Genomic DNA, 15,533 nt, shown 5'->3' on the forward strand with positions numbered 1-15,533 from the left:
CTACAGCCAGCGCTCGAACAGGCGCGAAAACGCCTCCATGAAGCGATCGTCGGCGCCGCGATCGGCCCAGTTGCGCGGGTCGATCGGCACGGCGGCGGCGCGGTCGCGTTCGAACAGCGCCTCCATCTCGGCGCCGAAGCGGGCCCCGACGATAACCGCGTTGAGCTCGTAGTTCAATGCAAAACTGCGCCAATCCATGTTGCTCGACCCGACCGTGGACCACACGCCGTCGACCACCGCCGTCTTGGCGTGCAACAGCGCATCGCGCCGCTCGTACAGCTTGACGCCGGCATCGAGCAGGGCCTGGTAATGCGAGCGTCCCGCGTACCAGACCAGCGATGAATCGCTGAATCCCGGCAGGACCAGCGCCACATCGACCCCGCGCCGCGCGGCATCGGCCAGCACGCGCACGAAGGCCGGATCGGGCACGAAATAGGCCATGGTGATGTGAATCGACTGCCGCGCGCTTTCGAACGCCGACATCAGCGTCAGGTAAACGGTATAGCCGTCGCGCTCGTTGGGCTCGTTGGCCAGGATGCGCACATGCAGATCGCCCGGCGCGGGCACGCTCAGCCGCACCGCGCCGCCGCCCAGCGGCGCGCCGGTCTGCCGCAGCCAGCCGTCCTGGATGACGCGCTCGATCTCCGCCACCGCCGGTCCGCGCACCGCGATATGGGTATCGCGCCACGGCGCGGTATCGGCACGGGACGCGGCCGGCCCGGGCGCCTGCGCCGCACGCCCCGAACCCGAGCCAGAGCGCGATCCGGACGAATAGACGCTGCTGATATTCAGCCCGCCCAGGAAGCCCACCTGACCGTCGACCACCAGCAGCTTGCGGTGGTTGCGCTGGTTGGGCGCCCAGCCCAGGCCGGCGCGCGCCGGGTTGACCGGATTGAACACCGCCACCTTGATTCCGCCCTGCTTGAGACGCTCGAACCACTGCCGCGGCGTATTCAGCGTGCCCACCGCATCGACCATCACCGCCACCTCGACGCCGCGCTGGCGCGCCGCCATCAGGGCGTCGGCGAAACGCTGGCCGGCCTCGTCATCTTCGAAGATGTAGGTTTCCATGTGGATATAGCGGCGGGCCTGCGCGATGGCGTCGAGCATGCTGCGGTAGGTCGCCGGCCCGTCGGCCAGCAGGCGGACCTGGTTGCCCGCCACCAAGGGGGCGCCGCTGATGGCCGCCTCGACGGCCAGGTGGCGCGCCATGGCATCGTCCCCGTCCCCGCCGGTCGCGTCCGTCACGATCGTGTGGCTGCGCTGCAGGCTTTGCCAGCCGTAGTCGGTGGACAGCCCGGCCTGGGCGCGCCGCTCGCGCAGCCCCTGCATGCCCGGCACCGTGGCGCATGCGCCCAACGCCGCCAACATGAACATGACGGCCACTTGGCGCGCCAGGCGGCACGCGAAGCCGCGCCTCAGGGTTGCCATTGCGTGCGCTGCGCCGGCGGGCGCGGGGCACGCGTGCGCCAGCCTGTGGGCGTGGACTGGCCACGTGCGCCCGGCCACCAGCGGCTGCGCGCCTTCTCTACCTGCAGGCCGCCGGCGTCGCGCAGCAGCGCGGCCGCGGCCTCTTCGTCGTCGGGATGCACCTGCACGGCAAGCAGCACCACCCGATCGCGCGCCAGCTGGCCGGCGTAGGCCGCCTCGGCGCGCGCGCGGCGCAGGCCGCTGGCCATCCAACAGGCGCCCGCCAGGGCGCCCGCATAGGCGCCCAATGCCGCGCCCACCACCATGCCCACGCGGCCGTAGCCGGTCAGCACGGGTACGATCACGCCGCCCAGGGTACCGATGGCCGCCAGCGCCGCGGCGCTGACAATGGCGCGCCAGCGCGCGGCGCGGGTGCGCAGGTCCGGCCCGAAACGCCAGGCCGGCCGGCTCATCCGCCGGCCCGTACGATCCGGGTCGCCGTACAGGATACTGATTGCCTCTTCGCGAAAGCCGTCGCCGACCAACGCGTGCGCAGCGCTTCTCGCCGAAGGGACGCTATCGAACCGTGCCACCACGATCGACGACATAGCGAATCTCCCACTTGGCCTTATGACACGCCCGTATTCTGACCGGGGCCCGCGCCGCACGCCTCTGGTTTGGCAACCAGCGGTAAAGCAGTATTTCCGCCGCCCGGAGCAGGCCGGCGCACGCCGGCGCGGGCGTGTCAATTGGCAACCGAATGCGAATCCGGCGCCCCCCTCTCGCGGCAGCCCGGGAACGGCGTTTGCGGCGCATCGCCGCCCCGCGCTTTTTTCTTTTCGTAAAAGTCCATTGCAGCCGGGACGTTAGCGCTTGACACCGACACGGCGCCGCCGCTCACAATAGATCCCTTCCATCCCATCTGGAAGGAACCCCGTCATGGCCCACACGCCAACGATGCTTGCCGCCGCCGCGCCTTTCATGCCCGAGGCCACCGGCGTCGACCCGGCCCTGGACGCCCTGCTGGCCGGCCTGCAGGCGCATCCCGCCCGCATCGACCCCAAATACCTGTACGACGCGCTCGGCTCCAGCCTGTTCGCCGCGATCACGCAGTTGCCCGAGTATTACCCCACACGCTGCGAAGCGGAAATCTTCGCCACCCACCTCGAGGCCATCGCCCGCCACACCGGGCCGGTTCGCACCCTGATAGACCTCGGCGCGGGCGACTGCGCCAAGGCCGAGCGCCTGTTGCCCTGTCTGCGGCCGCAGCGCTACGTGCCCATCGACATTTCCACCGATTTCCTCGGACAGGCCGTGGCGCGCGTGCGGCGCGCCCACCCCTGGCTGGACGTGCTGCCGCTGGGCCGCGACCTCAATGCGGGACTGGATCTGCCCGAGGCCATCGACGCCCAGGGCCGGCTGTTCTTCTATCCAGGCTCCAGCATCGGCAACCTCGACCCCGACGCCGCATTGGCACTGCTGGCCAGCCTGCGTGCGCAGGCGGGCGTCAGCGGCGGGCTGCTGATCGGCGTCGACCGCGTCAAGGCGCGCGCCATCGTCGAACCCGCCTACGACGATGCCCTGCACCTGACCGGCGCCTTCAACCTGAACCTGTTGCGGCACGTCAACTCCGTACTCGGCAGCGATTTCGACGTACGCGACTGGACCCACGTCGCCCTCTACAACGAGCCGCGCAGCCGCATGGAAATGCACCTGCAGGCACGCAGCGACATACGCGTGCGCTGGCCCGGCGGCCAGCGGCGCTTCCAGGCCGACGAACGCATCCACACGGAAAACTCCTATAAATACACCATCGAACGCTTCGTCGACCTGCTGCGCCGCGCCGGCTACGGCGACATCCGGTACTGGTCGGACGCGCGCGACTGGTTTTCCGTATTCAGCGCCCGGGCCTGAACCCTGGCCCGCCCCACCGCCATGCGCCAAGGAGCTTCCATGGAGTCGTCAGCCTGCCTGCTCACTCGCCCCGGCCCGCCCGAACCGGCGCCGCACCCCACCGGACGCTACGCCCGCATCCGCGCGCAAAGCGCGGCGCTGGCCGAGCCCTTGTCGCCGGAAGACTGCCAGGCGCAATCCATGCCGGACTGCAGCCCCGTCAAATGGCACCTGGCCCACACGACCTGGTTCTTCGAAACCTTCGTGATCGGCCGCTTCGAGCCTGGCCGCCGGCCGTTCGACCCGCAGTACCGCATGCTGTTCAACTCCTACTACAACGCGGTCGGCGCCCGCCACCCACGTCCGCAGCGCGGCCTGCTTACCCGCCCGTCGCTGCACGAGGTGCTGCGCTACCGCGCGCATGTGGACCAGGCCATGGAAACGCTGTGCGCGCGCCTGGCGGGCGTGGACAGCGACTTCGACGCGCTGGTGGAACTGGGGCTCAACCACGAGCAGCAGCATCAGGAGCTGATCCTCACCGACCTCAAGCACCTGTTCAGCTGCAACCCGCTGCGGCCGGCCTACGCGCCGCCCGGCATACCGGCGCTGCCGGCCGGCACGCCGGCGGGCTGGACCCGCTATGACGGCGGCATCGTGGGCATCGGCCACGCCGGTGAAGGCTTTGCCTTCGACAACGAAACCCCGGCGCACGAGGTACTGCTCAGACCGTTTCACCTGGCCGACCGCCCCGTCACCCAGGGAGAATACCTGGCCTTCATCCAGGACGGCGGCTATCGCCGCCCCGAGCTCTGGCTGTCGCTCGGCTGGGACCAGGCCTGCCAGCAGAACTGGCGCGCGCCACTGTACTGGGAAGGCCAGAAAGACGAGTGGCGCGTCTTCACCCTGCACGGCCTGCATGCGCTGGAGCCGCATGCGCCGGTCACCCACGTCAGCTATTACGAGGCCGACGCGTACGCGCGCTGGGCACGCGTGCGCCTGCCGCGCGAAGCAGAATGGGAACTCGCCGCCCGCGCCCCTGGGGCCAGCGCAGACGCGCCGGCCAACCTGCTCGAAAGCGGCCACCTCGATCCGCGGCCCGCGCCGCGCGGCCGCCGGCGTGCCGGTGCAGTTGTACGGCGACGTCTGGGAATGGACCTGCAGCGCGTACGATGCCTACCCGGGCTTCACGCCTCCAGCCGGCGCCGTCGGCGAATACAACGGCAAGTTCATGTGCAACCAATACGTGCTGCGCGGCGGCTCGTGCGCGACCCCGCGCGAACACATCCGCGCCACCTACCGCAACTTCTTCCCGCCCGAGGCGCGCTGGCAATTCTCCGGCATCCGCCTTGCCCGCGACGCTTGAAAGGCCGGCATGTTGCACATACAAAATCTTTCATGCTAGAATTTCGTTCTTCGTTTGGCAGCTGACTCTTGTTTGCGCCAGACCAGGGATGGCGCATTAGCTCAGCCGGTTAGAGCGACGGAATCATAATCCGCAGGTCCCCTGTTCGAATCAGGGATGCGCCACCAGAGAATTCAAAACAAAATGCCCGCAATCGCTTGCGGGCATTTTGTTTTGTGCGCGATGAAGGACAAGCGTGCGTGGACGGCCGCTACGTGCCTTGCGCTTGCTCCTACTCATCCCATACCGCGCTGGCTGGCAAAACGCCGAGCGCGGCATGGCAGTCTTCGGACGCGCAGGCAACGATGGCGATCGGCTTATCCGCGTTCACCACCGCGTCGTCATGCAGCACGATAAACCCCTGGTGGCCGCATTTCGGACATGCGGGCCGGATGCCTGCCGGAAAGAACCTGTCCAGAAAGCCGCGTTTCTGTTCCGTCTTCATCAATCCGCACCTCCTTTCGGCATCGATCTTACCGCGCCCCGGCACGCGCCCGCCATGCGCATTACCCCAGTTTCTGCATGTACAGATGCTGCGCGCCCTCCAGCGAGGCGCGCATGCCGTAGATGGTGCCGGCATCACCGCGGCTGAACCACAGCTCGTACTGGTAGCTTCCGTCCAGCCAGACCCGGCAGATCGTCCAGCCAGGCGGGCCGACCCAGCAATAATCGTCCACACGCCGCCACGCGATCGCCGGCTCGCTCATCGTTTCCGCCTCCCGGCCCCGGGATTCCGAGGCCATATAGCGCGGATTCTAGGCCTATGAATACTGTATGCCCATACAGCAATCCGAATTCATTTCGCCCGGCCGGCGCGGCCTCTTTTGACATCGCTCAAGTCCAACACGCGCACCGGCGCGCGCGGGCGCATGGTCCGCCCGAAAACCGCGATTCGCTACGCTACAATTTGCAAAAAATAGCCAGACCGCTGGGCAGCCGGACAAGCCGCGCTGCTCCCGAGGTCCGTGTGACGCTGCCGATACCGGCAACCCGAGCCGGGTCCAGGCCCTGGTATTTGGCAACAAGTCTTGCGCGGAATACGGCTGGCGCAACCCGATATGGACGTCCTTCGATGGAAAACCAGGAAATCATGGTGGCTTTCGCACAAGCCATCCAGCAGGTCACTGCCAAGGTCAGCGCACTGGAGACTACTGTCCAGTGCCTGATCGCCGCCCAGCCCGCCGAGCAGCGGGAGCAATTCGGCGCAGCCTTGCGCCAGGCTGCCAGCGGCCTGCTGGCCGAATCCGACCAGCGTCCGCTGACGGGCAGCGCCCTGTCCCACCTCAAGCTGGCAATCGACGCCTATCTCGAGGCGGCCGGCCAGCACCCCCTGCAATAGGGCCAAACGCCTCGCCGTTGCTCACTGCGCGCCCGTATCGCGGCACACCGCGGCAATGACACGCCGTTGCTCGGCGGCCAGTGTCTCGATCTTCGCGCGCCTGAGCGCCATCTCGCCTGTATCGCCCGCCTGCTTGGCGACGCGATAGGCGTGGTAGTTGGCGAAGATCTCCTCCATGAGGCCCAGGGCTGCTAGCGAATTGATGTTGACGTCGGTCTGCATGTTCAGAACTGCCCGGCCAGGGCAGCGCCATGAATGGAATTCCAGGAGGCTGCGCCAGTCTACCGCCGCGGCCGGCGCGCCATTCGCGGGGACTGAGGCGGCTTTGGCCGTCAATTTGGCCATTGCGGCAAGCACCACTTCGATCAGAAACACGAGTCATGCAAACTGAATCATTGCCGCGCTCCGAAGCCGATACGCGCGCCTGCCGCGCCCTGGCTGCCGCGCTGCGCGCACGCGACCCCAGCACTGCCATACACAGCGGACGCGTCGCGGCGCTGGCCGGGGAACTGGGCCGGGCATACGGGCTGGATGGCATGGCGATACGCCGCCTGGAACTGGGCGCGAGCCTGCACGACATCGGCAAGCTGGGCGTGGCCGATCGCGTCCTGCATCATCCGGGCCGCCTGCTGGGCGAAGACTGGACCCACATGCAGGAACACAGCGTGCTGGGCGAGCGCATCATCGCGGCAACCGGGCTGGACGACGGCGCGGCGATCGGCCGCATCGTCAGGCACCATCACGAGCACTACGACGGATCGGGCTATCCCGACGGGCTGGCCGGCGAGGCCATACCGCTCGAGGCGCGCCTGATCGCGCTGGTCGACGCCTATGACGCGATTACCGCGCACCGCCCCTACCGCCCCCCGGTTCCGCATGACCGCACCATGGCCATGCTGGAAGCCGAGCAAGGCGCGCGCACCGATCCGCAAGCGTTCACCATCTTTGCGCGCATGATCGAGCGCAGCCAGTGGCGCGCGGGCTGAGCGCCCGCCAAGACCCCGAAACCGCCGAAGTATTACCCAGTCTTGCCTATTGATGCCCTGCGCGCCCTATCGTGGACATATTCGGCGCCAGGGCCGCGCAGGGCGACTTTTAACCGTAACGGCGGACTACAATCTACTGTGGACCACCCCCCTGCTGGATACAACTTGAAGCCTTCGCCTGAAATCCTGGCCCTGCGCTGGAAAGACACTTGCGCGCATTATTCGCCCCATGAATGGGTTGCCGCCCGGAACGTCGTCACGGCGAACAAGGCGGCGCTGGCCGATTATTTCTACGAGTGCATGCTGGCCGATCCCAACGCGGCCTTCTTCCTGTCCGACCAGTTGGTCAAGACCAAGCTGCATGCCTCCATGCAGGATTGGCTGGAATCGGTGTACGCCGCCGCCCCCACCGAGGAATACGAGCGGACCGTGGCTTTCCAGCGCAAGGTCGGCGAAGTGCACGCGCGCATCGACATCCCGGTCCACCTGGTAACGCGCGGCGCGTGCGCGCTGATCCGCAGGATCTGCGAACTGCTGGATCGCGATGCCAGCCTGTCGGCCGCGCAGGCGGCCGCGACATGCCGCTACGTCGCGGATGTCACCATGACCGCGGTCGAGATGATGTGCCATGCCTACTCGGTGTCGCACGACCGCAATGCGCGCGCCGAGGAAGGCTACCGGCTGCTGGCCTTGTCGCAGAACGTCGGGGCCGAGCGGGAGCGCCAGCGCGCCGCCCTGCTCGACTGGGAAAACCAGTTGATGTTCGGCCTGTCGGTCGGCAAGCCATGGGACGAGCTGCCCCCCATACGCAAATCCGAATTCGGCCTGTGGTTCATCCACAAGGCGGCGCACGCCTTCGAAGGCGCGGCCGAAAGCCGCAGCGTATCGAGCCAGCTCCAGCACATCGACCAGTTGCTGGCCGATGCGCAGCAGACCCAACCGCCGCCCGACCAGCGCCTGGCCATCCTGCACAGCGTGCGCGATGCCACCAAGGCCATCGGCTTTCTGATCGACGGCCTGTTCGAACAGGCGGGCAACCTGGAGTCGGGGCGCGATACGCTGACCCGGCTGCTCAATCGCAAGTACCTGCACGTGGTGCTGAGCAAGGAAGTGGCGTATGCGCGCAAGACCGGCGTACCCCTGTCGGTGCTGGTGGCCGACATCGATTACTTCAAGTCGATCAATGACGCCCACGGACACGACGCGGGCGACTTCGTGCTGCAGCAAGTGGCATCCCTGATTGCCTCGTACAGCCGCGGCGGCGATTACACCTTCCGTCTCGGCGGCGAGGAGTTCCTGGTGGTACTGGTCGATGCGGATGGCACGCAGGCGCTGAACGTGGCCGAGGCCTTGCGCCGCCGCATCCAGGAAAAGGCGACCGTGCTGCCCGATGGCGGCGAAGTGCGGCTGACGCTGAGCATCGGGGTGGCGGCCCACGACAGGCATCCCGACTACCAGCGGCTGCTCAAGCGCGCCGACCAGGCCCTGTACGCGGCCAAGTCCGGCGGCCGCAACCGCTGCGTGCTGGCCAATGCCGGGCCGGCCGAACCGTCGCAACGCCCGGACGCCGTGGCGCAGTCCGGCCAGCACTAGCGCGGCGCGCTTCGTCAGCGGCCGGCGCGCACCAGCACGCCGGCATGCGGCACGGTGCGCACCCCGGCCTGGCTCAGCTCCCGCCTGGCCTGTTCGCACGTCGCGGCGGCAATGCCGCGGCACGCCGCCAGATTGACCACGACCTCCAGCCCGGCGCGACGCAGCTGCAGGGCCGTCACCTTGACGCAGTAATCCAGCGCCAGGCCGCCCACCAGCACGCAGCGCACGTCGCGCGCGCGCAGGAACTCGATGACGCCGGTCGGCTGCCGCTCGGCCAGGTCGTGGTAACAAGACCCGTACGGATGCATGTCGGGCTCCACGCCTTTCCAGACGAAGAAATCGTAGGCGGCCGGCGCCGGCAAGCCGTCGAGCAACTCGAAGCCGCGCGTGCCCGGCACGCAGTGCATGTTCCAGCGCACGTCGACGTTGGCGCCCGCCACCGGGCTGAACATGGGTTGATCGGCCGTCGCCCGCCAGATGGCGTGAGGGCTGTGCGCATCTTTCGATCCCAGTCGCAGATCCGCGTGCGCCGCCTGGGCGTTGAGTTCAGGGACGATCGCGTGCCCGTCGGGCACCGGCAGTTCATCCGGGCAAAGCGGCGTGAAACTCTTTTGTGCATCCACGTCGAACGACGCGATCAGCCCGTCGACAGGCAGCTTCATGGCAAGTGCGGCGCGTGGCGCCGCCCCATTGCTGGACACAGGGCAATTTTCGCACCCGCCCGGCGGCGCGGGCAAGCCCGGCTAGGTGTGAACTGTCAATAGGTTGTATTCGTCCAGGTTGAGTCTGGAGATGGGTACAGCGCGCCCGATGCCTTGGTGGGGTCGATGCCAGTTGTAGTGGTGTAGCCAGGATTTCATGGCATCGGCTCGGTGTTGGGAGTTCTGGTAGGTGTGAGCGTAAGCCCACTCACGCAAGGCCGACTGGATGAAGCGTTCGGCCTTGCCATTGGTCTGTGGGCGGTAAGGTCGGGTAAAGCGGTGCTTGATGCCCAGCTCATGGCACAGCGCGGCGAAGGCGCGGCTGCGAAAGGCCGAGCCATTGTCGGTGAGCAAGCGCTGGATGGTCACGCCCAGGCGCTGGTAGTAGGCCACTGCGTCCTTGAGGAACTGGACGGCGCTGGGGAAGCGCTCGTCGGGGTGGATGTCGGTGAAGGCCACGCGGGCGTGGTCATCGATGGCCACGAAGACGAAGTCCCAGCCGGCCCCCTCAACGGTATCGCGTCGGTTGCCCGTGACCCGGTGGCCAGGGCGCTGGATACGTCCCAGCTTCTTGATGTCGATGTGCAGCAGATCGCCGGGGGCCTGATGCTCGTAGCGCACCACCGGCTCGGCCGGCTCCAGGTCGGCCAGGTGCGACAGACCGGCGCGGGCCAGGACGCGGCTGACGGTGCTGGCTGACACGCCCAGCGCCTGGGCGATGCGCGCTTGGGTCAGCCGCTTGCGGCGCAGCTCCACGATAGCCAGCGCCTTGGCCGGCGCAATCGCTCGGGGCGAGACCGTCGGGCGCGAGGACGCATCGGCCAAGCCCGCCTGGCCCTGAGCCAGGAAGCGGCCCAGCCATTTGCGCACAGTCGGCGCGGTGACCCCATAGGCGCGGGCCGCTTCAGGCACACAAACTTGATGGGCGATCAATTGCTGGACCATTTCGAGTCGACGTAGGAAGGTCAATCGGGCATGCTTATGGGTGTTCATCCGGCCGGGCTCCTTGAGTGAACTGGGGGGGTGGCGATTTCCAGTTTCTCAAATCCGGTTCGGATGAACCATGCATACAACCTATTGAATCTTCACAGCTAGGCCGCGTAGCGGCGCAGATGATTGTCCCAGGAAACCTGGCCGCCGGCCTCCAGCATGGCCTGCGCGCCGCCATCCGGCCCGCCGTGCACCATCGCGCCCAGCCCGCTGGAAATCAGGAAACCGCCCGTCTCCAGCGGCGCCACCCCGCAGCCGTCGGCCAGCGCCGTCACGCCCAGGCAGCGCCCCGTGGCGCTGTCCCAGTACGCCACCTGCCCGCCCACCGGACTGGAAGTCGCGATGACCCGGCCGCCATCGCCCGCCGCCACCGAGCCGATGTAATTGCGAAAGCCGCGCAGCGTCTCGGCCGGTCCGGCGTAGAGCTCGATGGCGCGGCCGCGCCGGTGCCGTCCCACCAGGGCCGGCCGTTCCGATCGGGGCCCCATGTGCTGGCAGCCGAACCAGACCGCGCCATCGGCGGCCACCGCCAGGTGGCGGATCGACAGGCGATGCAGCGCCGGATCGAGTTCCACTTTCTCGAGCAACCGGCCGTCGCTCGCGTCCAGGTAGGCCAGCGACGCGCGCATGCTGTCCAGGTTCAGTTCCAGCTTGCCGTAGTCGGGGTGCGTCAGGATGCCCCCGTTGGCCACGCACACGGTCTTGCCGTCGGGCAGCAACAGCGCCTCGTGCGGACCGATGCCGGCGGTGTCGAACTCGCCCAGGCGCCGGTAGCCTCCGCCCGCCGAGGCGTCGTAGACGCCCAGCACGCCGCGGCCGGCCTCGTAGTCGTTCTCGGTTGCCAGCATGCGCTGCCCATCGGGCAGGAACAGCCCATGGCCGAAGAAGTGGCGTTGCGGCGCGGCGGCCAGGGCCTGCGGCGGTCGGGCGCCATCCACGCTGAACGCCACCGCAAAGAACCCCGGCTGGCGGCCGAACACCACGGCGCGGCGGCGCGGCGCGTCCAGCGCGAAGCTGTGCCCGCGCGCCGGCATCGGTACGGCGAGGCGGTCGCGGCCGTCAGGGCCGAGCACGACCGCCTCGTACCGTTCGCCGCGCCGGCGCGCGGCCAGGTACAGCGGATCGGCCTGGGCGGCCGCCCACAGGGCGCGCGGCGCGGCGCCGCCGGCCAGCGCCAGCGCCAGCGCCAGCGCCAGGAAGGCGCGACGGTCAATCTCCATCGAGGGCATTGAATCCTATGGTCACGCCGACGGCGGGCGCCAGGTTCTGGTCCACCACGTCCTTGGCGTTCTTGATCACCAGGGCGGCCAGCGCCAGCGCATCGCGCGGCGCTCCAGCTTCGGCCAGCGCCTCGGCCGGCCCTTGGGCCCGCTCGGCGGCGCCGGCCGCCTGGTCCAGCTCGCTCTTCACCGTGGCGTCGATCCAGCCGGCGTCGCCCAGCGGATACCCGCCGGCCTCGTAGAACGCGCGCATGCCGCGCAACCCGGCCGCCAGCGTGGCGGCCGTCTGGCCGCTGCGCCAGAACGCCGCGCGCTTGGGCCGCGCCGCCGCCGCGCTCTCGCCCAGCACCGGCAGCAACTTGACGTCGCGCGCGAACTGCAGGTCGGTCGACAGGGCCTTGACGGCCTCGGCCGCCACTTCCTGCGGGCTGCGATACAGATCATTGGCCGGCGCCGGATGGGTGAACTGGCGGCCGAAGTCGCCCTGCGCGCTCCACGCCTGCGCCAGCTCGCCGGCCAGCCCGGCCGCGTTGCGCGCCATCGCATGCGCCAATTGGCAGCCATAGGCAAAGCCGGGCGCATCGGGCTGCTGCAGCAGGCCGGTTTCGCCATACAGCACGAACTCCAACGCCGGCAGGCCCTGCAAGGCCACGCTGCGGCCGGCCAGCGCGCCAGGCGCCAGCAGCGCCGGATCCGCCGCGGCCAGCGCGGCCTGCACCTGGCGCGCCATCACGTTGCGGGTATCGGGCCAGAACGCCAGCCGCTCGTAGCGATTGCCCTGCACCAGCGGTCCGAAACGCAGGAACTCCACGCCAGCCCAGGCGCGCGCCACCTGCGCGAAACCCGTGCGGACCTGCGCGGCGCCGGCCGCGTCGGGCCGCGCGCACCATTTGCCCAGGTCCTGGTTTAGGGACTGCGTAGCCTGGGCGAACCGGCCGAAAGCCGGCCGCGCATAGCCATCGGCCAGGCGCGTGCCCAGGTCGGCCGGCAAGGCGGCCTGCGCGCCGCCGGCGGCAGCCGCCAGCGCCAGCGCGGCGCCAGCGATTCGGTATCAATCCATGCAGCATGGCCAAACACTCCAAACGTTGCGCCGCGCTCACAGCGACTCCAGAAAGCGGATCAGGTCGGCGCGCTCGCCGGGCGACATCGCCACCACGCGATCGCGCGCCGCCTGCGCCTCGCCGCCGTGCCACAGCACGGCCTCCAGCAGCGTGCGGGCGCGGCCATCGTGCAGCCAGGTCGCCGACGGGTTGACCAGCCGGGTCAGGCCGATCCCCCACAGCGGCGGCGTGCGCCATTCGCGCCCGTTGGCCTGCTCCTCGGACACGCCGTCGGCCAGCCCGTCTCCCATGTCGTGCAGCAGCATGTCGGTGTACGGCCAGATCAGCTGGAAGCGGTGCTCGGGCTGCGCCGCGTCGCGCCGCGTCACATACTTGGGCACGTGGCAGGCCACGCAGTTGGCCTGGTAGAACAGCTTCTTGCCCGCCAGCACGCGCTCGTCGTCGGCGTCGCGCCGCTGCGGCACGGCAAGGTTGGTCGAATAGGTGGTCACGAAATCCATCAAGTGCCCCGGCACCTCGTGCTCGCCCAGATGGGGCTGCGCGCCATGCGGCATCTTGAAGCACTCGGCCTGCGCCGGCGTGCAATCGCCGAAATGGCTGGGAAACAGCGGCGTGGACAGGCCCATGTCGTTGGAGAACGCGGCCGCGCTCTGCTGCTCGACGGTAGGCTGGCCGGCCTTCCAGTTGAAACGGCCCAGCACCTTCTGGCCGGTGCGCACGTCGCGCACCCAGTTCGGCTTGCCGCTGACGCCATCGCCATGATCGGCAGCCGCGTTGGCCAGGATATCGGCTTCGTGGATGGCCTCCAGCAGGCCCAGCCCTATCATGGGCGGCGCCAGGCGCGGCGACAAGTGCAGATCCGGGCGCAGCGGCCCGTAACCCGGATCCTCGATCCGGTAGGCGGGTTTCATCAGGGTGGCGGTCTCGCCGCCATTGAGCGCCACGCTCACCGGCTCGTATTCGATCTCCAGGCGGCCTTCGGCCGGCAGGCCCGCCACCGCGAAGTTCTGCAACTGCGATCCGTAGGTGGGATCGGGCAGGCACGGCACCTTGCCCTCGGCCAGCAGGCGCCGCTCGGCCTCGCTGGATGGCTCCACCGCAAGCCGCAGCAACAGCGCCACGGCGTCGCTGCGCTCGAGCGGATCGGGGTCGAAGCCCGGCACCGTGCCGCGCCCATCCTTCACATGGCAAGCCTGACAGGAGCGCGCGTTGAACAGCGGCCCCAGGCCGTCGGAGGCCTGCGTGGACGCCGGCGCCGACACCCACAGCTTGCGGAACAGTCCGTTGCCGACCTGGAAGCGCTGGCGGCCCTCGAACGTCATGTTGGCCGAGGGGTGCGAAAAGATATCGGCGTTGAGCAGCTTCTTGACCGTCGCGGCGCCGGCCTGCATGGTCTCGAACGACTCGGCCGCCGAAAAATCGGCGGTGGGCGCCGTGATGGCCTGCACTCGCGCCAGGTCCTCGGCCGACAGATCGGTGCGGCCTGGCGCAGCGGCGCCGACGCCATGCGCCAGCGCCGCCAGTACAACGACTAGCGCGGATTTCACTTGAATACGGCGTCCGGTTTGTCCAGGCTGTCCGAGCCCTCGAGCTCGATGTCGCCCAGCTCCAGCGCCGCGATCACCCGCTCCAGGCTGCGGGTCTGGTCGACCAGGCGGTCGATGGCGACCTGCACCACCGCGTTGCCCTCCTTATTGCCCTGGGCAATCATCTGGTCGTAGGTTTCCACCGTCTCGGCGCGCTGCTTCATCGCTTCCATGGCCTGGACCGTGGCGTCCAGCTTGGCCCTTACCTCGGCATCCAGCTTGGCATCCCTGGCCTTGACCAGGTCCGACAGGCTGGCCCCCGACACCGTCTTGCCATCGATGCGGGCATAGTTGCCCAGGTATACGTTGCGGATGCCGATCTGGTTGTAGTAATGCGAATTGTGCGTGTTGTCGGAGAAGCAATCGTGCTCTTCCTCGGGGTCGTGCAGCATCAGCCCCAGCTTCATGCGCTCGCCCGCCAGTTCGCCATACGACAGGCTGCCCAGCCCCGTCATCATGGCGATCAGGCCCGCCTTGGGATCCTCCTCGACCACCTTGCGCGCGGCGCCGCCGGCCTTCCAGTTATCGACCATCTCCTGCAGATCGTCGACCAGCAGGTCGGTCACGGCCTTCAGGTATTGCACCCGGCGCTCGCAATTGCCGCCGGTGCACTGCCGGGGATCGAAATCGGTATGGGGCCGATCGCCGGCGTGGCGTTCCTGCGGCGTGCCGGTGCGGTCCTTGGGCGCCGGGCCCGTGCCGTTGAGGTCCTGGCCCCACAGCAGGAACTCGATGGCGTGATAGCCGGTGGCCACGTTGGCCTCGTTGCCGTCGGCCTCGTGCAGCACCTCGGACAGCAGCTGCGGCGTGATCTTGCTGGCGTCGATGGTCTTGCCGCCCACCGAGATCCTGGCGTTGGCGATCACGTTGACCGTATAGAACGCATTGGCGTCGCTCTCGGTGCCGTAGGCGGCATCGACATAGTCGATCAGGCCCTCGTCCAGCGGCCAGGCGTTGACGCGTCCTTCCCAGTCGTCGACCACCGGGTTGCCGAAGCGGAACGCTTCGGTCTGCTGGTACGGCACGCGGGCGGCCAGCCACGCCTGGCGCGCCGCCTGCAGCGTCTGGGCGCTGGGCGCGGCGATCAGCGCGTCGATGGCGGTGCGCAATGCCTGCGCCGAGGCCAGCGCATCCTGGTAGCCCGCCAGCGCGATATCCGAATAGGTCTGCACGACCGCCTTGGGTTGGGCGGCCGCCACGGCCAAGGGCGTCGCCACGCCAAGCGCTAACGCCAGCACGGTCTTCCGCAACAATTTACGCATCCACACTCTCCCTTATCAGCCGGCCGCCCCGCTGGCCGGCCGCACGGTTCCATTTGCGGATGCAAGTGTAAACAATTTTCGTTTGGGATT

Annotated in this window: 15 protein-coding genes, 1 tRNA gene and 1 pseudogene; 6 read left to right on the forward strand and 11 right to left on the reverse strand. The window is 68.5% G+C overall.

The genetic code is table 11. The annotated features are described in order from the left end of the window. Both BN118_RS14085 and BN118_RS14090 read right to left on the reverse strand, forming a co-directional pair. Positions 1-1,431 carry a phospholipase D-like domain-containing protein gene (locus BN118_RS14085; RefSeq protein ID WP_010928587.1) on the reverse strand — a complete coding sequence of 477 codons (1,431 nt, stop codon included), beginning with the start codon at positions 1,429-1,431 and terminating at the stop codon, positions 1-3. Continuing rightward, the gene (locus BN118_RS14090; protein ID WP_010931516.1) at positions 1,419-2,018 is read right to left on the reverse strand and encodes a membrane protein; all 600 of its coding nucleotides are present in this window, start codon (positions 2,016-2,018) and stop codon (positions 1,419-1,421) included. Before BN118_RS14090 ends, BN118_RS14085 begins: the two co-directional genes overlap by 13 nt. 331 nt (positions 2,019-2,349) lie before the next feature. On the opposite strand from BN118_RS14090, the gene egtD reads away from it, so the two are divergent. The 3 genes and pseudogenes from egtD to BN118_RS14105 all read left to right on the forward strand — a co-directional run bounded on the left by egtD (position 2,350) and on the right by BN118_RS14105 (position 4,833). Next, entirely contained in the window at positions 2,350-3,324 is a 975-nt protein-coding gene (egtD, locus tag BN118_RS14095; protein ID WP_010931515.1) for an L-histidine N(alpha)-methyltransferase, read from the forward strand. A 21-nt stretch (positions 3,325-3,345) separates the two neighbouring features. Further along, positions 3,346-4,666: pseudogene (gene egtB / locus BN118_RS14100) on the forward strand (ergothioneine biosynthesis protein EgtB). Positions 4,667-4,756: 90 nt separating this feature from the next. Beyond that, a tRNA-Met gene (locus tag BN118_RS14105) sits at positions 4,757-4,833 on the forward strand. Between the two features lie 104 nt (positions 4,834-4,937). On the opposite strand, the gene BN118_RS14110 is transcribed toward BN118_RS14105, so the two are convergent. Beyond that, positions 4,938-5,150: a hypothetical protein gene (locus tag BN118_RS14110; protein WP_023853354.1), complete on the reverse strand. Its 213-nt coding sequence runs from the start codon at positions 5,148-5,150 to the stop codon at positions 4,938-4,940. Between the two features lie 61 nt (positions 5,151-5,211). After that, positions 5,212-5,412: a hypothetical protein gene (locus tag BN118_RS14115; protein ID WP_010931514.1), complete on the reverse strand. Its 201-nt coding sequence runs from the start codon at positions 5,410-5,412 to the stop codon at positions 5,212-5,214. A 365-nt stretch (positions 5,413-5,777) separates the two neighbouring features. Between BN118_RS14115 and BN118_RS14120 the strand changes: the two genes are divergently transcribed. Beyond that, complete coding sequence (locus BN118_RS14120) at positions 5,778-6,044, forward strand: hypothetical protein (protein WP_003812997.1); 267 nt, start codon at positions 5,778-5,780, stop codon at positions 6,042-6,044. Between the two features lie 21 nt (positions 6,045-6,065). Here BN118_RS14120 and BN118_RS14125 read toward each other — a convergent pair whose 3' ends face one another. After that, positions 6,066-6,389: a hypothetical protein gene (locus tag BN118_RS14125; RefSeq protein ID WP_014486106.1), complete on the reverse strand. Its 324-nt coding sequence runs from the start codon at positions 6,387-6,389 to the stop codon at positions 6,066-6,068. Positions 6,390-6,424: 35 nt separating this feature from the next. On the opposite strand from BN118_RS14125, the gene BN118_RS14130 reads away from it, so the two are divergent. Both BN118_RS14130 and BN118_RS14135 read left to right on the forward strand, forming a co-directional pair. Beyond that, positions 6,425-7,030, forward strand: coding sequence for an HD-GYP domain-containing protein (locus tag BN118_RS14130; protein WP_003813001.1), 606 nt, complete (start codon positions 6,425-6,427; stop codon positions 7,028-7,030). 165 nt (positions 7,031-7,195) lie between these two features. Continuing rightward, positions 7,196-8,623 carry a diguanylate cyclase gene (locus BN118_RS14135; RefSeq protein ID WP_010931513.1) on the forward strand — a complete coding sequence of 476 codons (1,428 nt, stop codon included), beginning with the start codon at positions 7,196-7,198 and terminating at the stop codon, positions 8,621-8,623. 14 nt (positions 8,624-8,637) lie between these two features. On the opposite strand, the gene BN118_RS14140 is transcribed toward BN118_RS14135, so the two are convergent. The 6 genes from BN118_RS14140 to BN118_RS14165 form a co-directional block, all read right to left on the reverse strand. Continuing rightward, positions 8,638-9,285 carry an isochorismatase family protein gene (locus BN118_RS14140; protein ID WP_003813004.1) on the reverse strand — a complete coding sequence of 216 codons (648 nt, stop codon included), beginning with the start codon at positions 9,283-9,285 and terminating at the stop codon, positions 8,638-8,640. An 81-nt stretch (positions 9,286-9,366) separates the two neighbouring features. Beyond that, positions 9,367-10,317 (reverse strand): IS481-like element IS481 family transposase, encoded by a 951-nt coding sequence (locus BN118_RS14145; protein WP_005013747.1) that lies wholly within the window; start codon positions 10,315-10,317, stop codon positions 9,367-9,369. A 98-nt stretch (positions 10,318-10,415) separates the two neighbouring features. Then, positions 10,416-11,534: a DUF1513 domain-containing protein gene (locus BN118_RS14150; RefSeq protein ID WP_041166203.1), complete on the reverse strand. Its 1,119-nt coding sequence runs from the start codon at positions 11,532-11,534 to the stop codon at positions 10,416-10,418. Next, entirely contained in the window at positions 11,524-12,525 is a 1,002-nt protein-coding gene (locus BN118_RS14155; protein ID WP_041166204.1) for an imelysin family protein, read from the reverse strand. Before BN118_RS14155 ends, BN118_RS14150 begins: the two co-directional genes overlap by 11 nt. A gap of 105 nt (positions 12,526-12,630) precedes the next feature. Next, on the reverse strand, positions 12,631-14,142 hold the full coding sequence (locus BN118_RS14160; protein ID WP_019247498.1) for a di-heme oxidoreductase family protein: 1,512 nt from the start codon (positions 14,140-14,142) through the stop codon (positions 12,631-12,633). Then, positions 14,139-15,443 carry an imelysin family protein gene (locus BN118_RS14165; protein WP_023853587.1) on the reverse strand — a complete coding sequence of 435 codons (1,305 nt, stop codon included), beginning with the start codon at positions 15,441-15,443 and terminating at the stop codon, positions 14,139-14,141. The genes BN118_RS14160 and BN118_RS14165 overlap by 4 nt, the downstream gene beginning before the upstream one ends. Positions 15,444-15,533: the final 90 nt, after the last annotated feature.

This window comes from Bordetella pertussis 18323 (genome assembly GCF_000306945.1).
Classification (GTDB): domain Bacteria; phylum Pseudomonadota; class Gammaproteobacteria; order Burkholderiales; family Burkholderiaceae_B; genus Bordetella; species Bordetella pertussis.